The organism is Paenibacillus sp. FSL R10-2748, assembly GCF_038005565.1.
Taxonomy (GTDB): domain Bacteria; phylum Bacillota; class Bacilli; order Paenibacillales; family Paenibacillaceae; genus Paenibacillus; species Paenibacillus polymyxa_B.
Genome location: NZ_JBBOTK010000001.1, coordinates 1,152,803 through 1,169,001, shown reverse-complemented (window position 1 = coordinate 1,169,001; position 16,199 = coordinate 1,152,803). Strand labels below are relative to the sequence as shown.

The window sequence follows — 16,199 nt, the reverse complement described above, 5'->3', positions numbered from 1 at the left end:
ACCCTATGGATCTGGATTTTGATGCATTTGAAATTCTATCGGCAGAAGAGGAACGCGTCATTGCGGAGATGAATCAGACTGCAAAGCTTTATGAGGATCATGTTACGATTCCTGATTTGTTTGCCCGTCAGGTCGCAATCACACCACAGCAAACCGCTATTTATGAATACGGCTCCTCCATTACGTATGCCCAATTGGAGGAACAAGCGAACCGAATGGCCCGCCTGCTGCACGCAGCAGGTGTGCGGCCTAACCAGCGGGTAGCAGTGGTAGCGGAACGGGGAATTGAGCTTTTAGTGGCTGTTTTCGGCGTATTAAAAGCAGGTGCAGCTTACGTGCCTATTGACCCGGACTACCCGAAAAAGCGGATTCAATATATGCTGCGCGACAGTGCTTGCGGTGTGCTGATCACCGAGTCTGCCAAGCTGCAAACGATGCTGGGAGATTTGCCGGAAAGCATGACGACGGTTGTTTGTCTTGACGAAACGAAGATGCGAGCAGATCATCTGAAGGTGTATCAGCGGTCGGATTGGGAGCGCCAGGAGCAGGGCTCATGGGCCTGTCCTGCCGGTGAAAATGATCTTGCGTATTTGATTTACACCTCAGGCTCTACGGGAGATCCCAAAGGAGTCATGATGACGCATAAAGCTGTGCTGAATACGCTCTTTTGGTTGCAGGACACCTTTTGTTTGACCGCAGAAGATGTGATTGCGCAGAAGACTTCTGCCAGTTTTACCGATTCGGTATGGGAATTCTTCTGGCCTCTGATATACGGAGCCAAGCTGTCTATATTCAGCTCGGATACGGTCAAAGATCCTCAACGGCTATATGAACAGCTCCGGGATGACAAGATTACCATTACCCAGTTCGTTCCGGCCCAGATGAGTCTCTTTCTGGATGCGGTTCCGACCGAAGAGACGGATCATCCGCTACCGGAACTTAAATGGGTATTCAATGGAGGCGAAGCCTTGCTCGTCAATGGGGTGCGGGACTGGTACAGCACATTCCAGCAAGCCAAGATTGCCAACATTTACGGTATGACCGAGTCGGCTATTTATGCAACCTGTTACCTGATTGACGCATCTCCGGCAGAGGGAGAATTGAGCATTCCGTTGGGAAGGCCCCTTGCGAACACGCATGTTTATATTTTGGACAAGGAGGGGCAATTGTGCCCCTTTGAGGTCAAAGGCGAAATATGCATCGGCGGGATTGGTCTGACGGAGGGGTACTGGAATAAGGCAGAAGCAACTGCCAAGGCTTTTACCCAGCATCCCAAAACAGGAGAAAGGCTATATCGTACAGGTGATTTGGGCATGTTACGGCCGGATGGCATTCTGGAGTATAGCGGCCGCAAGGATGATCAGGTACAGGTGCGGGGGTATCGCGTAGAACTCAAAGAAGTGGAACGGGCTGTATCCGTTTTTCCAGGGATCAAGGAAACAGCTGTGATTGCCCAAACGGATGAGTTTGGTGTAACCAATCTCTTATGTTATTTTACTTCGCTGGAAAAAGGGCTCGAAGTGGATGATCTGACAACACACCTGCGTGAAATATTACCTGAGTATATGATTCCGGGATTTTTCATGGAACTGCTGGAGATGCCGTTAACTCCGAACGGGAAGATTGATCGCAAAAATCTGCCACAGCCGGAGGACCGAGTTCACCGTTCAACCGCATATGTGGCGCCTCGCAATGAAAGAGAGCATATGCTGACGAAAATCTGGGCCGGAATTTTAAATATAAGCCCGGAGGACGTCGGCATCCATGACAGCTTTTTTGAAATCGGCGGCAATTCCATCTCGATTGTTCGGCTTCATCGAAAGATGAAGCACGCACTGGGCAGTGAGGCAACAGTAGCCGAGCTGTTTTCCTATCCTACGATTGCAGCGTATATGAATCACTTTGAAAATCAGTCCAAGGATGACGAACAGCTGGATCAGGATCTTATGAGCCTGCTGGATCAAATTGAAGATGGCTCACTGGATGTAAGCGAGTCTATACGGGCGCTGGACCATCTGAAGGAGGGATAACATATGAAACGGGTTCAGAATTATTTGCTAGCTCAGGTTGCCGCAAAACATCTCTCCAAGATAGAAGCTCTGCCGATGCTAAAAGAGCTATTCGAAAATGAGTCCAAAACGGTGAAGGTTGATGATATTGCCGTTGTTGGGATGGCCTGTCGTTTTCCGGGCGCAAATGGAACAGATGAGTTTTGGGATAATCTTGTGAACAGCATGGATGCCGTGAGGGACTTCCCGGAAAGCCGCAAGGCTGACGTGGACCAGCCTATTCGGGACTATTTTAAAGGTAAACGATACGCGCCGGAGATCAAGTATCGCAGAGGAGCCTATTTGGACCATATTGATCGTTTTGATGCGGAATATTTTAACATTACTCCCGCAGAAGCCCGGTGTATGGACCCTTTGCAGCGCATTTTCCTTGAAGTTACCTGGGAAGCACTGGAGGATGCCGGCTATGCCGAAAAGGAATTGTACGGCTCACGAACCGGGGTATACGTAGGGGATACGGATGCCGATTACTTGCAACTGATTCAGAACATGGAACCGTATGCCTTACCCGGCAATACCATTTCAGTCGTAGCCAGTCGGGTGGCCTACTTGCTGAATCTCGCCAGCGGCAGCCATCTGATTGATACCGCCTGCTCGGCATCTTTGGCTGCTGTGCATCATGCGGTCAAAGGACTGATTACTGGCGATTGTGACATGGCTGTAGCCGGCGGGCTGAACCTGACCCTGTTTCCTGTAGATGAAGGGCTGGTCGATATCGGCATTGCTTCTCCCGACTCTGTTGCGCGCACCTTCGATGCCGCAGCGAATGGGACGGTATGGGGCGAGGGATTCGGGGTCATCGTACTGAAGACGCTGGAAAAGGCTAAAAAGGATCGGGACCATATCTACGCTGTCATTAAAGGCAGCTCCATGAATTCGGACGGAAAGTCCAACGGCATTACCGCGCCAAGTGCCTTGGCTCAGACGGAGCTAATGAAGGAAGCTTGGCGTAATGCGGGTATCTCTCCGGAAACGGTAACCTACATTGAGGCTCACGGTACAGGAACTCGTCTAGGTGACCCAATTGAGATTGAAGGCATTACCAACGCCTTCCGCAGCTACACGGACAAGCGGCATTTTTGTGCCTTGGGCGCGGTGAAAACGAACATAGGTCATCTGGACACCGCAGCCGGTATTGCAGGTCTAATCAAAACAGTGCTGTTATTGCAAAAGAAGGAGATTCCGGCAACCCTCCATTTTAACGAGCCGAATCCGCACATTAATTTCATTGAATCGCCTGTGTATGTGAATACAGAGTTGGTTCCATGGGAGACGGAGGCAGGAGTGCCACGGCGGGCAGGAGTAAGTGCTTTTGGTCTAGCAGGAACTAACTGTCATGTCATATTGGAGGAATATGAGCAGGACGAGCAGAGCCAGTCCGCCAGTGGAGAAAACGTACCGTATGTATTTACGTTGTCTGCCAAGAGTAAAGCTTCCTTTGATGCTTTGGTTGACCGTTATCGTACGTTTTTGGATCGCACGGCTCATGCGCTGCCAGATATTTGTTTTACAAGCAATCAGGGACGGGGGCACTATGCTTATCGGCTTGCGATTGTAGCTACAAGTCTTGAAGAATTGAAGGAAGGGCTGGAGCGTTTTGCAAATGCAGATGAAGCTGCACGTCCAGCTTTAGCGGGAGAGGGGATATATTATACCCGCCTAACGACCCGTGAGGAGAAAAGCTTCAAGGTACAGCCTGACACCAGCCTAGATCGGGTTGTGGATGAATATATGCAAGGTAGCGAGATCAATTGGACAGCTCTGCATGATTTGGATCAAAGACATCGTGTTCCTTTACCTGTATATCCATTTGCAGGCAAACGACATTGGGTGAATTATATCCCGGAGCATGCGATGGAGCGTGTAGCAGATTCCCCAGCCTTGAGATCGGTACCAGAGAAGCAGGTTGACCAGTGGTTCTATGAACTGAATTGGGTAGCCAGTCCGTTGACGGCTTCTGCCTCCCAAGAACGGTCGGTTACCAGCAAGTCATGGCTTATTCTGGCGGATGAAGAAGGCGTAGCTGCTTCACTAAGCGAGTTTATGAAGGATCAAGGACTCACACCTATTATCGTAGAGGCTGCATCTGATTATGCTGCCATAGATCCGAGCCATTATCAGATTCGTCCCGGCTATGCGGAGGATTATAACAGGCTGCTTGCAGCCGTGACCGAGGTTGAGACGCGAGGGGGAGCAGAGCTTTCCGGTATCGTCCACTTGTGGACCTGCACCGAAATTCGCAGTCGCATGCGACAGCTCGATGATTTGAATGAAAGTCAGGAGCAAGGGGCTTTAAGTCTTTTTTATTTGATGAAGGCTGTTCAGGCAAGCTCGATTCATCGCCTGTTGGAAATCAAAGTCGTCTCGAACTACGCACAGCTGGTCGTAGCGGAGGATACATATGTGTTCCCGGAAAAAGCGCCTCTGTGGGGATTGATGAAGGTCATCTCGCAGGAATATAGTCAGCATCGTTGTAGCTGTATGGATGTAGAAACGATCGGACGCGACAATTCTGACATTGCTCAGGAAATCATGCTGGAATTGGATCGGGACGAAGCAGATCAAAGTTCAGCATGGCGAAGCGGTCAGCGGTATACGCAGCAGCTGGAACGGATGCAGCTTACAGCTCATCCACATCGGAAGATTACAATCCGTGAGGGTGGCGTCTATCTGATTGCCGGGGGAGCCGGTTCAGTTGGACTGGAAACCTGCCGCTATCTTGCCCGGCAGGCGAAGGTTAAGCTCGTGCTGGTGAACCGTACTGTGCTTCCAGACCGGGAAAGCTGGCAGGAACGAGCTGCGGGGCTGGATACCTCTGAAATTACGAAGAAAATCCGTGGACTGTTGGAGATTGAAAAGCTCGGCTCCGAGGTGAGCTACTATGCGGCAGATATCACGGATCTGGATGCAATGAAGAAGGTCGTGGATGATGTACATGCACGTTATGGCCCGATTCATGGGGTCATGAATGCCGCGATGCATTTGGAGGAAATTCGTCTGGAGCAGATGGATGCAGCGGGGTTCCAGCGAACCATGGGAGCCAAGGTAATAGGAACATGGGTGTTAAACGAGGTGACTAAGGATCAAACGCTGGACTTCTGGATTCTTTTCTCGTCAGTGGCTTCGCAGCTGGGAGGTGTAGGCTTGGGTAGCTACGCTGCTGCAAATGCATTTCTGGATCAGTATGCCCACTATCAGAGCCGTCGTGGCATGGAGATGATGGCGATCAACTGGTCGCATCTGGAGATGGGGGCTACATCGGACGAGCTGATGGATCAACGGATGTTATCTCAGCCGATTTCGTCGGAGGACTATGGCAAGCTGTTTGATCGGCTTTTGCAATATAAACTGACCCAAACGGTCATTGCCAACATTCGCAGCCAGGAGCTGGCTCAAGTGTTGACGCTGCTCAAGGTCCGCTTTTCCCCAGACTTAACAAAGGAAATTACAGAGCAAGCGCAGGGGCACAACGATCAAGAATCTGAAGCCTACAGTCATCTGCTGGAGTCCTATCAAGAGCTGAAGCAGTTCATTACCTCTAATGAGGCACTGAACGATATGATCCAGCGAAATGTGAAGCTGGGTGCTAAATTTGTCTCCTTCGAGGAAGAGCTGTTTCGTACGCTACAGCCCAAGTCGGAGGCTACGGACACTGGAGTGCACATGAACTCTCACATTCAAGTGACCTTGATCGGCCGTGATGGAGATGCGTATTCGAAAACAGAACGGCAGCTAGGTCAGATTTGGGGCGAGGTACTGGGGCATGAGGAAATTAGCATACACCAGGACTTTTTTGAAAATGGAGATTCGCTGATGCTGATGAGTGTCATTGCTAAAATTAAAGACCAGCTGGCCATAGATGTACCGATTCAGGTCTTTTTTCAGGAGCCAACGGTGGCCGGGCTGGGAAGCTGGATAGATGAATCCAATCGTGTCGATTTCGAGGAATCCGATATCATTCCGGTATTACCACGTCATTTTGCTGAGGCTGAACAATAAAGCGGCTTTGTGTTGGGCTAACAGGTGAGGAGTGAAGGAACATGTTATTCTGCGGACTGAAATTAACGCATGATGGTAGTGTGGCCTTGATTGAGGATAACAAGCTTATTTTCAGCTACGAGGTTGAAAAATTCAATAACAACAAACGCTACAGCGAAATTCCTGATTTGGATTTTGTCGAGGAAGTGCTTAACCTGCATGGCTATACCTCGGCAGATGTGGATCGGTTTGTCATCGACGGCTGGGCCGGATTGAAGGAAAGCAAGGTGGACACGCGTTCCCATGGACAGGAGCTGTCTCTCACGGTTGCACCTTACCGCGAAGTATCGCTATCAGCCGACGCGCTCCAAGCCTATTCAGGCAGTGGTCTTGCCATTGGCGGAAGAACCTACGACTATACCAGCTATATGCATTCAACCACACATATCGCCAGCACCTATTGTGCAAGTCCTTATGCGGTGACCAAGGAGCCGTCTTACGCGCTTGTGTACGATGGCGGCATGTATCCGCGTTTTTATTACTTTGATCCAGCGAACGGAAAATTAGAAAATCTGGGTCCTCTCTTCATGTACATTGGCAACATTTATTCACTGTTTTCGCTGCACTTTGAGCCATTTCTGCGCGGAGGGCAAGGACCACGTGTGGATGATCTTTCGGTAGCGGGCAAGGTCATGGCCTACATTGCCAAGGGACAGGTACGTCCAGAGCTGCTCGAACAGTTTGAATTAACGTATGCACGGCATTTTTCACCCTCGCTGGAGTTTAACTGGACCTTTTCCCAGGAAATCAAGCGATATGTAGATGAGCATCATATTCCGCATGCAGACGCCATGGCGTCTTTCCATCAGTATTTGGAGCAGCTTCTCGTAACCTCGCTGGAGGCGAGTGTGACCAAGCATGGACGGAAAACACGAAACTTTTGCTTTATAGGAGGCTGTTCTCTGAATATCAAATGGAACAGTGCGATTCGGGAAAGCGGATTATTTGACGATGTGTTTGTTTCTCCGTTTACCAATGATACAGGTTCGGCTATTGGTGCTGCCTGTTGTGAAATGATTCATCAGACAGGTCATCCTCATTTGAATTGGTCTGTGTACAGCGGACCCATGGTCATTCAAAATGAGCCAGCAGAAGGTTGGGAATCACGTGCTTGTACGGTAGCACAGCTCGCGGAGCTGCTGCATACGACAGATGAACCTGTCGTGGTGCTGCATGATCGGGCGGAACTGGGACCACGTGCTTTGGGCAACCGGAGTATACTGGCAGCTGCCGTTCAACCGGATATGAAAGACCGCCTGAATGCCATCAAGCAGCGGGAAGACTATCGTCCGGTCTCACCGATTTGTATGGAGGAGCATGCACCTGCTATTTTTTCACCGGGAACACGTGATCCGTATATGCTTTTTGATCATATGTTGCGTGATGAATGGGTGGAACGCATTCCTGCGATCCGTCATCTCGATGGAACGGCACGCCTGCAGACGGTGAGTCGGGAGGATAATCCGCTGATCTATGAATTGCTGCATGCGTACGAGAATTTGAGCGGTATTCCAGTGCTGTGCAATACTAGCGCCAATCTGCTCGGCAGCGGCTTTTTCCCGGATGTACGTTCTGCAACCGAATGGAACGGAACCCGGTATGTCTGGTGCAATGAAACGTTATACGAAAAGCAGTAGCATATCCTCGAATAATGTACAGATGGAGGTTTACACATGGGAGAGAAGCAGACCTATGATCTGTCTCATGGGCAGAAACGGTTCTGGGTTCAGTCCCAGCTGGACGCTCAGAGCAGCGCCTTAAATCAGTCGGTAGCCGTTCGAATCAGACAAGCTGTGAATACCGCGTATTTACAGCAGGCCCTCCATACCATCGTTGAAAGACATTTTATCCTTCGTACAGTGTTCACGGTGGTCGAAGGTGTACCGAAGCAAGTGGTGCTGGAGCAATTGACCTTAAACGTGCCTGTTGTGGATGTATCGGATACAGGGGAAGAAACAGCGTGGGCAGAGGTACAAAAAGAAATACAGACTGTGATGAATCAGCCTTTTGATCTGGAGCAGAGTCCATTATGGCGGGCACAGATCTACATGCTGGCGGCAAACGACTATGTTTTTCATATTTGTATGCACCACATCATTGAAGATGGTTGGTCTATGGATCTGTTTTTTCAAGAACTGTTTCATATTTATCAGGCGTTGGAGCAAGGAACAAGCCCCCATTTGCCAGAATTGCCGATCCAGTATATTGATTATGCACATTGGCAAAATCAGCAGGTGCTTACTGGAAAACTAAGCTCGCAGGAGCAATACTGGAAATCCCGATTGGATGGTGAATTGCCAAGTCTTCAATTGCCTTTGGATTTTCCGCGTCCGACCATCCGAAATGCTCCGGCGGCGGTGGAAAAGGTCATTCTGGATGCGGAATTATGCGCGGGCTTGGAGCGGTTGAACCGCACGTACGGAACCACCATGTTCATGTCGATCGTTGCCAGTCTAAATGTGTTATTAGCCCGGCTTACTCAGCAAGAGGACATTATTATTGGTACTCCTGTGGCGGGACGGAATCAAAAGCAGGTTCGAAACCTGATGGGTTTTTTTGTGAATACTCTCGTGCTGCGGAATCGACTTTCTCGAGACATTTCTTTTTCCCGATTGTTACAACAAGTTAAAGATGAGTGCGCAGGAGCATACGCCCATCAGGACTATCCTTTTGACAAGCTATTGCAGGTATTGAACCGTCCACGCCGCCTAAATCGTGCCCCACTGTTTGACGTTCTAATTAATTTTGCAGCCGGCTCCAAAAATGAGGAGAACTTCGGGGGAATCCCGATGGAAAGAATCAAGCTGGGAAATGGTGCCGACGCGAACGAGTTTGACTTGACCGTAATTGTGGAATCCGTAAATGACGAATTGGTCATATCGCTTAGCTATGGAACAGATTTGTTTACAGCCTTAACGATGTCCAGGATCGGAGCGTATTTCCGTAACATTATTGCGGGTGCCATTCAGGACCCGGAGCAGTCTGTGTGGAAAATGGATTACATGGGGGCAGAGGAACGCGCGGTCATCCATCGTGTTAATGATACGCAGAAGGTTTATCCGGCTGGAGTCACAATTACGTCTCGTATTCAGGAGCAGACGCTCCGTACCCCTGATGCAGTGGGGGTTCTGGACGGCGACATGGCTGTCACCTATAAGGAGCTGCACCTTCGCTCCAACCAATTGGGACAGCTTTTCAGTCGCTATGGAGTTCGTCCGAACTCGCTGGTTGCCACTATGGGGGATAGGAATGTCCCATTGCTTACCGCTATTTTAGGGATTATGAAGGCTGGTGGTGCCTATGTACCGATTGATCCTGATTATCCGCAATCCCGAATCCAATATATGCTTGACGACAGTTCGTGCCGCGTGCTTGTTACGAATTCACGTTATTTCGGGCGGACGTTAGATCATTTGCCAGACTGTATTAAAACTGTCATTTGTCTGGATGAAACGGTATGGGGAGAGTCGGAGTGGATCGTTAGACTGCGGGAGATGCGAGGGGATGAGTCTTATTTTATTCCTGTCAAAGCACAAGGGATGTCTACGGATGATCTGAGTCTGCAAAATATTCCTAATGAAAAAGACCTGGCGTATATCATGTACACATCTGGCTCCACGGGACAGCCCAAAGGGGTGATGATGACCCATAAGGCTGTGCTGAATACGTTATTTTGGTTGCAGGATACCTTTGCTCTGGGAGCAGACGATGTCATCGCGCAGAAGACGTCTACCAGCTTTACAGACTCGGTGTGGGAATGGTTCTGGCCGCTGATGGAGGGAGCCAAATTAACGATTGTACCTGCGGATATCGTCAAAGACCCTGCACAGCTATACCCATTTATGGAGCGGGAAAAAGTGACGGTTACTCAATTTGTTCCTGCGCTCATGAATGTTTTCCTAAGTGCTGTACGAAATGCGGGGGAATCTCATCCATTGCCTGATCTAAAGTGGATTTTTAACGGGGGCGAAGCGCTTCCGGTGAATATCGTGCAGGAATGGTACACTCTTTTTCGCACAGCGAAAATCGCCAATCTATACGGCATGACCGAATCGGCCATCTATGCGACCCAGCATATCATTCAGCACAAGCCGGATGCAGGAACATTACGTATTCCTCTGGGGCTGCCGATTGCGAATACTCATGTGTATGTGCTGGATCAGGATGGACAGCTTGCCGGATTCCAAGTGCAAGGCGAGATTTGTATCGGCGGGACAGGACTGGCGAGTGGATATTGGGCCAAGCCGGATTTGACAGCCAAAGCCTTCACTACGCATCCGTTGACCGGAGAAAGGCTTTATCGAACGGGAGACTTAGGCTGTCAGACCCCGGACGGGCAATTTCAGTATCTTGGGCGAAAGGACGATCAGGTTCAGGTGCGGGGATTTCGCGTCGAAATGAAGGAAGTTGAGCAGGCGCTGGTCAGTCTTCCATCTATTCGTGAGGCAGCGGTGATTGCACATGTGGAGGAAACGGGATTAACCGGGTTGATCGGCTACTACACATTGCAGTCGCCGGAAATGACGTCAGAAGGGGTACGTGAACATCTAAAAGAACGGCTTCCCGACTATATGGTTCCCGGTCTGTTGGTCCCTCTCGAAGCCATGCCTTTGACCCCACACGGTAAAATCGACCGTAAGCACATGCCAAAACCTGAGGGAAGAAGTCTTGCAGGAACAGAATATGTACCTCCAAGAGACGGCATGGAGCAGGAGCTATCCACCATTTGGGCAGAAATTTTGGATATAGCGCAAGTGGGTGTACAGGACCCCTTTTTTGCGTTGGGTGGACATTCACTCAAGATGGCAAAAATGATTTACCGGATTCAGGAGCGCTTGCAGGTGAAAGTGACGTTCAAAGAACTCTTTGATCATCAAACCATTCGTGAGCTGGCAGATTTGCTTCGTCAAAAGACCTCTGTTCATGCAACTTCTATCGAACCGTTGCCTGAGCAGGAGTATTACCCAGTTTCCGCCGCTCAAAGACGATTATTTGTTTTGCATCAATTGGAAGGAGAAAGCCTGAGCAATCACGTGTTCACTGCATGGCATTTGGAAGGCAGTATCCAACGAGAGCAGCTTGAACGTCTGTTTCGAACATTACTGCTCCGGCATGAAGTATTTCGAACGGGCTTTACCCTGCTGGAGGATGAAGTAGTACAGCAGATTCATTCGGATGTAGCTTGGAAAATGGAATATACCGAAGGGACGGCGGCCGATATGCCGCAGATTCAGCAATCATTTTTGCGTCCTTTTGATTTGCAACAGCCCCCGCTTTTACGGGTAATGCTGGTTCGATTAGCGGAGCAGAGCCATGTTCTACTGCTGGATGTGCATCATATTATTTTTGATGGAATTTCTGCGACAGTGCTTATTGATGAGTTTATCTCCCTAATGGAAGGAAGCACTCTGGAAAAATCGCACATTCAGTATAAAGACTTTGCCGCCTGGCAGCATACACAGCTCAGCGGAGAACATCTGAAAGAACAGGAAGCGTTCTGGCTGAAGATGTTCGACGAACAGCACACTGGAAAGGACATTCCGCTTCTGAATCTGCCGGGAGATTATCCAAGACCAAGACAAAGGAGCTTTGCCGGGGGCTCGCTGGAATTTAGTCTGTCGTCAGACTGTGCAACAAGTTTGCGGAAGCTGGCAACGGAGAGTGGTGCCACGTTATTCATGGTTTTGCTTGCAGCATACAATGTATTCTTGTCCCGCTATAGTGGGCAGGAGGACATCGTGGTGGGTACGCCAATAGCCGGAAGATCGCATGTTCAGCTGGAGCGGATGCTCGGTATGTTCGTAAATACACTTACGTTACGAAATGCTCCCGTACAGGAGAAGACCTTCCGACAGTTTCTGGACGAGGTTAAAGACAATGCGTTGAATGCGTTTGAGCATCAGGATTACCCCTTTGATATGCTCGTCAATCGCTTGCATCTCCAGCGGGATTTGAGTCGTAATCCGCTGTTTGACACGATGTTTCGGCTGCAAAATTTTATGGATGGCAGCAGGGAAGTGCCGGGTTTACTGGTGAAGCCTTATCCGTTGGAAAATTCTTTTGCTTCATTTGATTTGATGCTGACCGTGGTTGAGATGCCGACTGAGAAAGGTGCAAGTAATATTAGCCGTAATGGGCTGCATTGTACCTTTGAATACAGCACGGAACTGTTCCGCGAGCATACGGTTCGCCAGATGGCGCAGCATTTCATAGAGCTGGTGGCCCAACTGACTTCGCAGCCAGACCGCCCCCTGTATGCTGCCAGCCTGCTGACTCCTGCGGAGCAATCACGCATCCTTGTCGACCGCAATGCGACTGAGCTTGCGTTTCCGGCTGACAAGCTGATGCACCACCTGTTCGAAGAACAGGCTGCACGGATGCCGGACGCCATAGCGGTAGAATGTGGGAGCCAGTGTTTGACCTATGGCGAGCTGGATGTCCTGTCCAATCGGGTGGCGAGAACATTGCGCAGCAAAGGAGCGGACGTGAATACGGTGGTTGCCTTGCTGCTGGAACGGTCGGTAGATTTGCTGACGGCGATGCTCGGCATTTTAAAGGCAGGTGCTGCCTATTTGCCGATCGACCCCGACTATCCTGCGGCCCGTATTTCCTACATGCTGGAAGAGAGTGAAGCGCAATGGCTGATTAGTCGGGACACACTGCTGGATGGACTGGATTTTAGAGGCGAAGTCATTTCGTTGAATGACGAGAGTATATACCTTCAGGATGGAAAAAGGCTGGAGATCACACAGCCGGGACCCCATGATTTGGCGTATATGATTTTCACCTCAGGCTCGACCGGACATCCGAAAGGCGTGATGATCCGTCAGGAAGCCATCGTTAACCTGATCTACGGGATTACCGAGCGAATACCGTTTCCTGAAGGTCAAACCTTCTTCTCAGTAACTACTGCCGCATTTGATATTTTTGTATTGGAAACGCTACTGCCTTTGGCGAAGGGGCTACGGGTAGTGTTATCTACGGGAGAAGAGCAGGCGAATGCTGAACTGCTGTTGGAGGCAATTCACCGAACAGGTCCGCACTTGCTGCAAATGACACCCTCGCGGCTTCAGCTTTTGCTTATGCACCCGGAAGCAAAAGAGAGTATGCGCACGTTGCAGGTCGTAATGGTGGGAGGCGAGGCTTTACCAGAGTCATTGCTTCGTCAGACGCAGGACGTGACCACTGCGCGCATTTTTAATATGTACGGCCCAACCGAAACTACAGTCTGGTCAACTGTGCAGGAGCTTACCCAGCATGAGCGGGTGAGAGTGGGTACGCCGATAGCGAATACACAAGTATATATTCTGGATGGGCAGCTCCAGCCTGTACCGGATCTTGTAGCGGGTGATCTCTGGATTGGAGGCAAGGGACTTGCATCCGGTTATGACAAGCGCCCTGAGCTAACATCCGAGAAGTTCAAAGCCAATCCGTTCCGGTCCGGTGAGCGAATGTTTAAGACCGGAGATTTGGCACGGTGGCTGCATAACGGCGAGATTGAAGTGTTGGGCCGGATGGATGATCAGATCAAGGTCCGTGGCTATCGGGTGGAACTGGGGGAAATTGAACAGGCGCTGCTGGCTCATCCTGCCATTCGGGAAGCTGTGGTGGTACAGGACCGATCAGATGAACAGGAGAACCACTCCCTTTGTGCCTATTGGGTAGGCCAGCAGACTTTATCAGTGAGTGAGCTACGTAATCATTTGCTTGCCCGGCTGCCAGAATATATGGTTCCCTCGCATTTTATTACCTTGTCGGAGATGCCTTTAACGCCGAACGGAAAAGTAAACCGTCGAATGCTGCCCAAGCCGGATCCTAGCCGTCCTCTTCTTGAAGTGGAATATACAGCACCTGCTACAGAGGTGGAAATGCAGGTCAGCCGAATTTGGGAAGAGGTATTGCACAGAAGTGGACTTGGCATCCACGATAATTTCTTTGAGCTGGGGGGCAATTCGGTTCTGCTCATTCAAATGAATGTTCGTCTTCAGCAAATCTATCCAGGGAAAATCAGCGTTGCAGACTGCTTTGCCTATCCGACGATTGCGAGACTTTCCGGTTTTCTGGAGCAGCAGCAAGGAGAACAAGCATGGACGGATGCGGAACAGGAACGATATGAGCGTCAGGAGCAATACTGGCGTCTTTACTTGGCTGAATCGTTATCTTTTATTCCGTGGAATAAGGCGATGCGGACAGATGGAGGAGCCGAAGGGCAGGCTACGTTCACCTTTACCTTACCTGCGGACCTGCTGACCACGTTACAGAAAGCAGTTTGGAGTCAGGATTTTGCCCTAACAGACTTGTTACTAGCCGTTTATACGTATGTTTTGTCACAAATGACAGGTCAGTCCGAACTGGTATTGCTCATCGGTGAAGGGCACCTATTACCACATAAACAGTTCGTACACCATGGACAGTCCTCTTTCCTCGCATTACAACTGACAGGGGAGAGCTTGTATCCGCTGCGTGTACGATTGACGGAAAATGATGATTTTAGCGCCCTGTGCATAGAGGTTGCTGGTCATCGTCAAAAAGCGAAAGAGACCGACCTTTACCCGATCCCAGTTATGTTGCCAAATGGGACAGGAAACGCCAATCCGTCTGCTTTTCTCCCTTGTGTGTTTCTGAATCATACGCCGGCGGGACATGAGGTGACCCGACAATTTGACTGGGTGCTTCATATGGATGTGCGCACGGAGCAGGTACGGTTCCTATGCGAATATCAAGCTGGAAAACTGAAGAAGACTTGGGCGGAACAGATAATGAAGGCCTATGTCCACGTACTGCACAAGATTGCAGACCTACTATAAGGAGGATGGAACGATGAAAAAATTAGGATTTTTATTCCCGGGGCAAGGCTCTCAATATGTAGGCATGGGTCAAAGCTTATACGATGAATATTCAGTAGCAAGAGAAACCTTTGAAGAGGCCGAGGATGCGCTGGGGTTTGATCTAAAGACGCTTTGTTTCACAGGTTCCATGGATGAGCTGACTCTGACCGCTAATGCCCAGCCTGCCATTTTGACCGTGAGCATCGCAGCTTTTCGTGTACTGATGCAGGAATTGAAGCTTGCTCCATCTCTGGTAGCGGGTCACAGTCTGGGAGAATTCTCGGCATTGGTCAGTACAGGGGCGCTTGCTTTTTCGGATGCGGTGAAAATAGTACGTCAGCGGGGCATTCTGATGCAGGAAGCTGTTGCTCCCGGTACAGGAGCGATGCTGGCGGTAGTCGGGAGTCATGAGCGTGAGGTGGATGAGGTGTGCCAGAAAGCCTCGACAGCCGGTGTATCGGTCGGCATTGCGAATTATAATTCCTCTGAGCAGCTCGTCATTTCGGGTCATACTCCTGCACTGGAGAAGGCAGAAGAGGAACTGAACCGTAGAGGAATCAAAACGATTCGCCTCAAGGTGGGCTTTCCGTTCCATACGAATTTAATGCGGAGCGCTGCGGGGAAATTTCGGGAGGAGCTGGAGAGATATGATTATGGCCGTTTTCAATGGCCTGTGCTCTCTAATGTTACAGCGACACCCTATGCGGATCGTCGTTATATCCTATCTAACCTGACGTCCCAGATGGCACAGCCTGTGCAATGGCACAGAAGCGTTCAATACATGCTGAATCAGGGTGTGAATCATTTTATAGAAATCGGCCCCAAAACCGTATTGAGAAATTTAATGGCTGGTATCACCTCTACGGCTCATTCCTTTGCTTTTGAGCATCCCTCCACTCTGGAATTGCTGCGGAATGCTGATATCGAGAGCAAACCAGATGGTTTGGGTCTGGTGACCTCCTGTATTGCGATTGCGGTTTCAACCCAGAACCGGAACTGGAATAACGATGAGTATGAGCAGGGTGTAGTCGTTCCATACAAAGAATTGCAAAACCTGCGCGAACAATTGATCACAACCGGAACAGAACCAACGATGGAACAAATGCAGCAAGCGCTGGACAAGCTAAAGTCCATTTTTGCAACCAAATTAACACCAACGGAACTACGGGCTGAACGGTTTGAGCAGATTTTCAGCAATACGCATACACGCGAATTATTTCCCGCGTTTCAGGTCAGCTAATCGCAGCGAACACGAGGAACGGAA

Annotated in this window: 5 protein-coding genes; all 5 read left to right on the top strand. The window is 49.9% G+C overall.

What is annotated here, in order from left to right:
- Positions 1 to 5: 5 nt before the first annotated feature.
- Genes NSS66_RS05435 through fabD form a run of 5 tightly spaced genes read left to right on the top strand, consistent with a single transcriptional unit; the run spans position 6 to position 16,175 of the window.
- Entirely contained in the window at positions 6 to 2,030 is a 2,025-nt protein-coding gene (locus tag NSS66_RS05435) for a non-ribosomal peptide synthetase (RefSeq protein WP_340958540.1), read from the top strand.
- A 3-nt stretch (positions 2,031 to 2,033) separates the two neighbouring features.
- Positions 2,034 to 6,068 (top strand): SDR family NAD(P)-dependent oxidoreductase, encoded by a 4,035-nt coding sequence (locus NSS66_RS05430; protein WP_340958539.1) that lies wholly within the window; start codon positions 2,034 to 2,036, stop codon positions 6,066 to 6,068.
- Positions 6,069 to 6,109: 41 nt separating this feature from the next.
- Positions 6,110 to 7,744, top strand: a complete 1,635-nt coding sequence (locus NSS66_RS05425; RefSeq protein ID WP_338533343.1) for a carbamoyltransferase N-terminal domain-containing protein — start codon at positions 6,110 to 6,112, stop codon at positions 7,742 to 7,744.
- Between the two features lie 36 nt (positions 7,745 to 7,780).
- Positions 7,781 to 14,914, top strand: a complete 7,134-nt coding sequence (locus NSS66_RS05420) for an amino acid adenylation domain-containing protein (protein WP_340958538.1) — start codon at positions 7,781 to 7,783, stop codon at positions 14,912 to 14,914.
- A 13-nt stretch (positions 14,915 to 14,927) separates the two neighbouring features.
- On the top strand, positions 14,928 to 16,175 hold the full coding sequence (fabD, locus tag NSS66_RS05415) for an ACP S-malonyltransferase (RefSeq protein WP_310167442.1): 1,248 nt from the start codon (positions 14,928 to 14,930) through the stop codon (positions 16,173 to 16,175).
- The last annotated feature ends 24 nt before the right edge of the window (positions 16,176 to 16,199 follow it).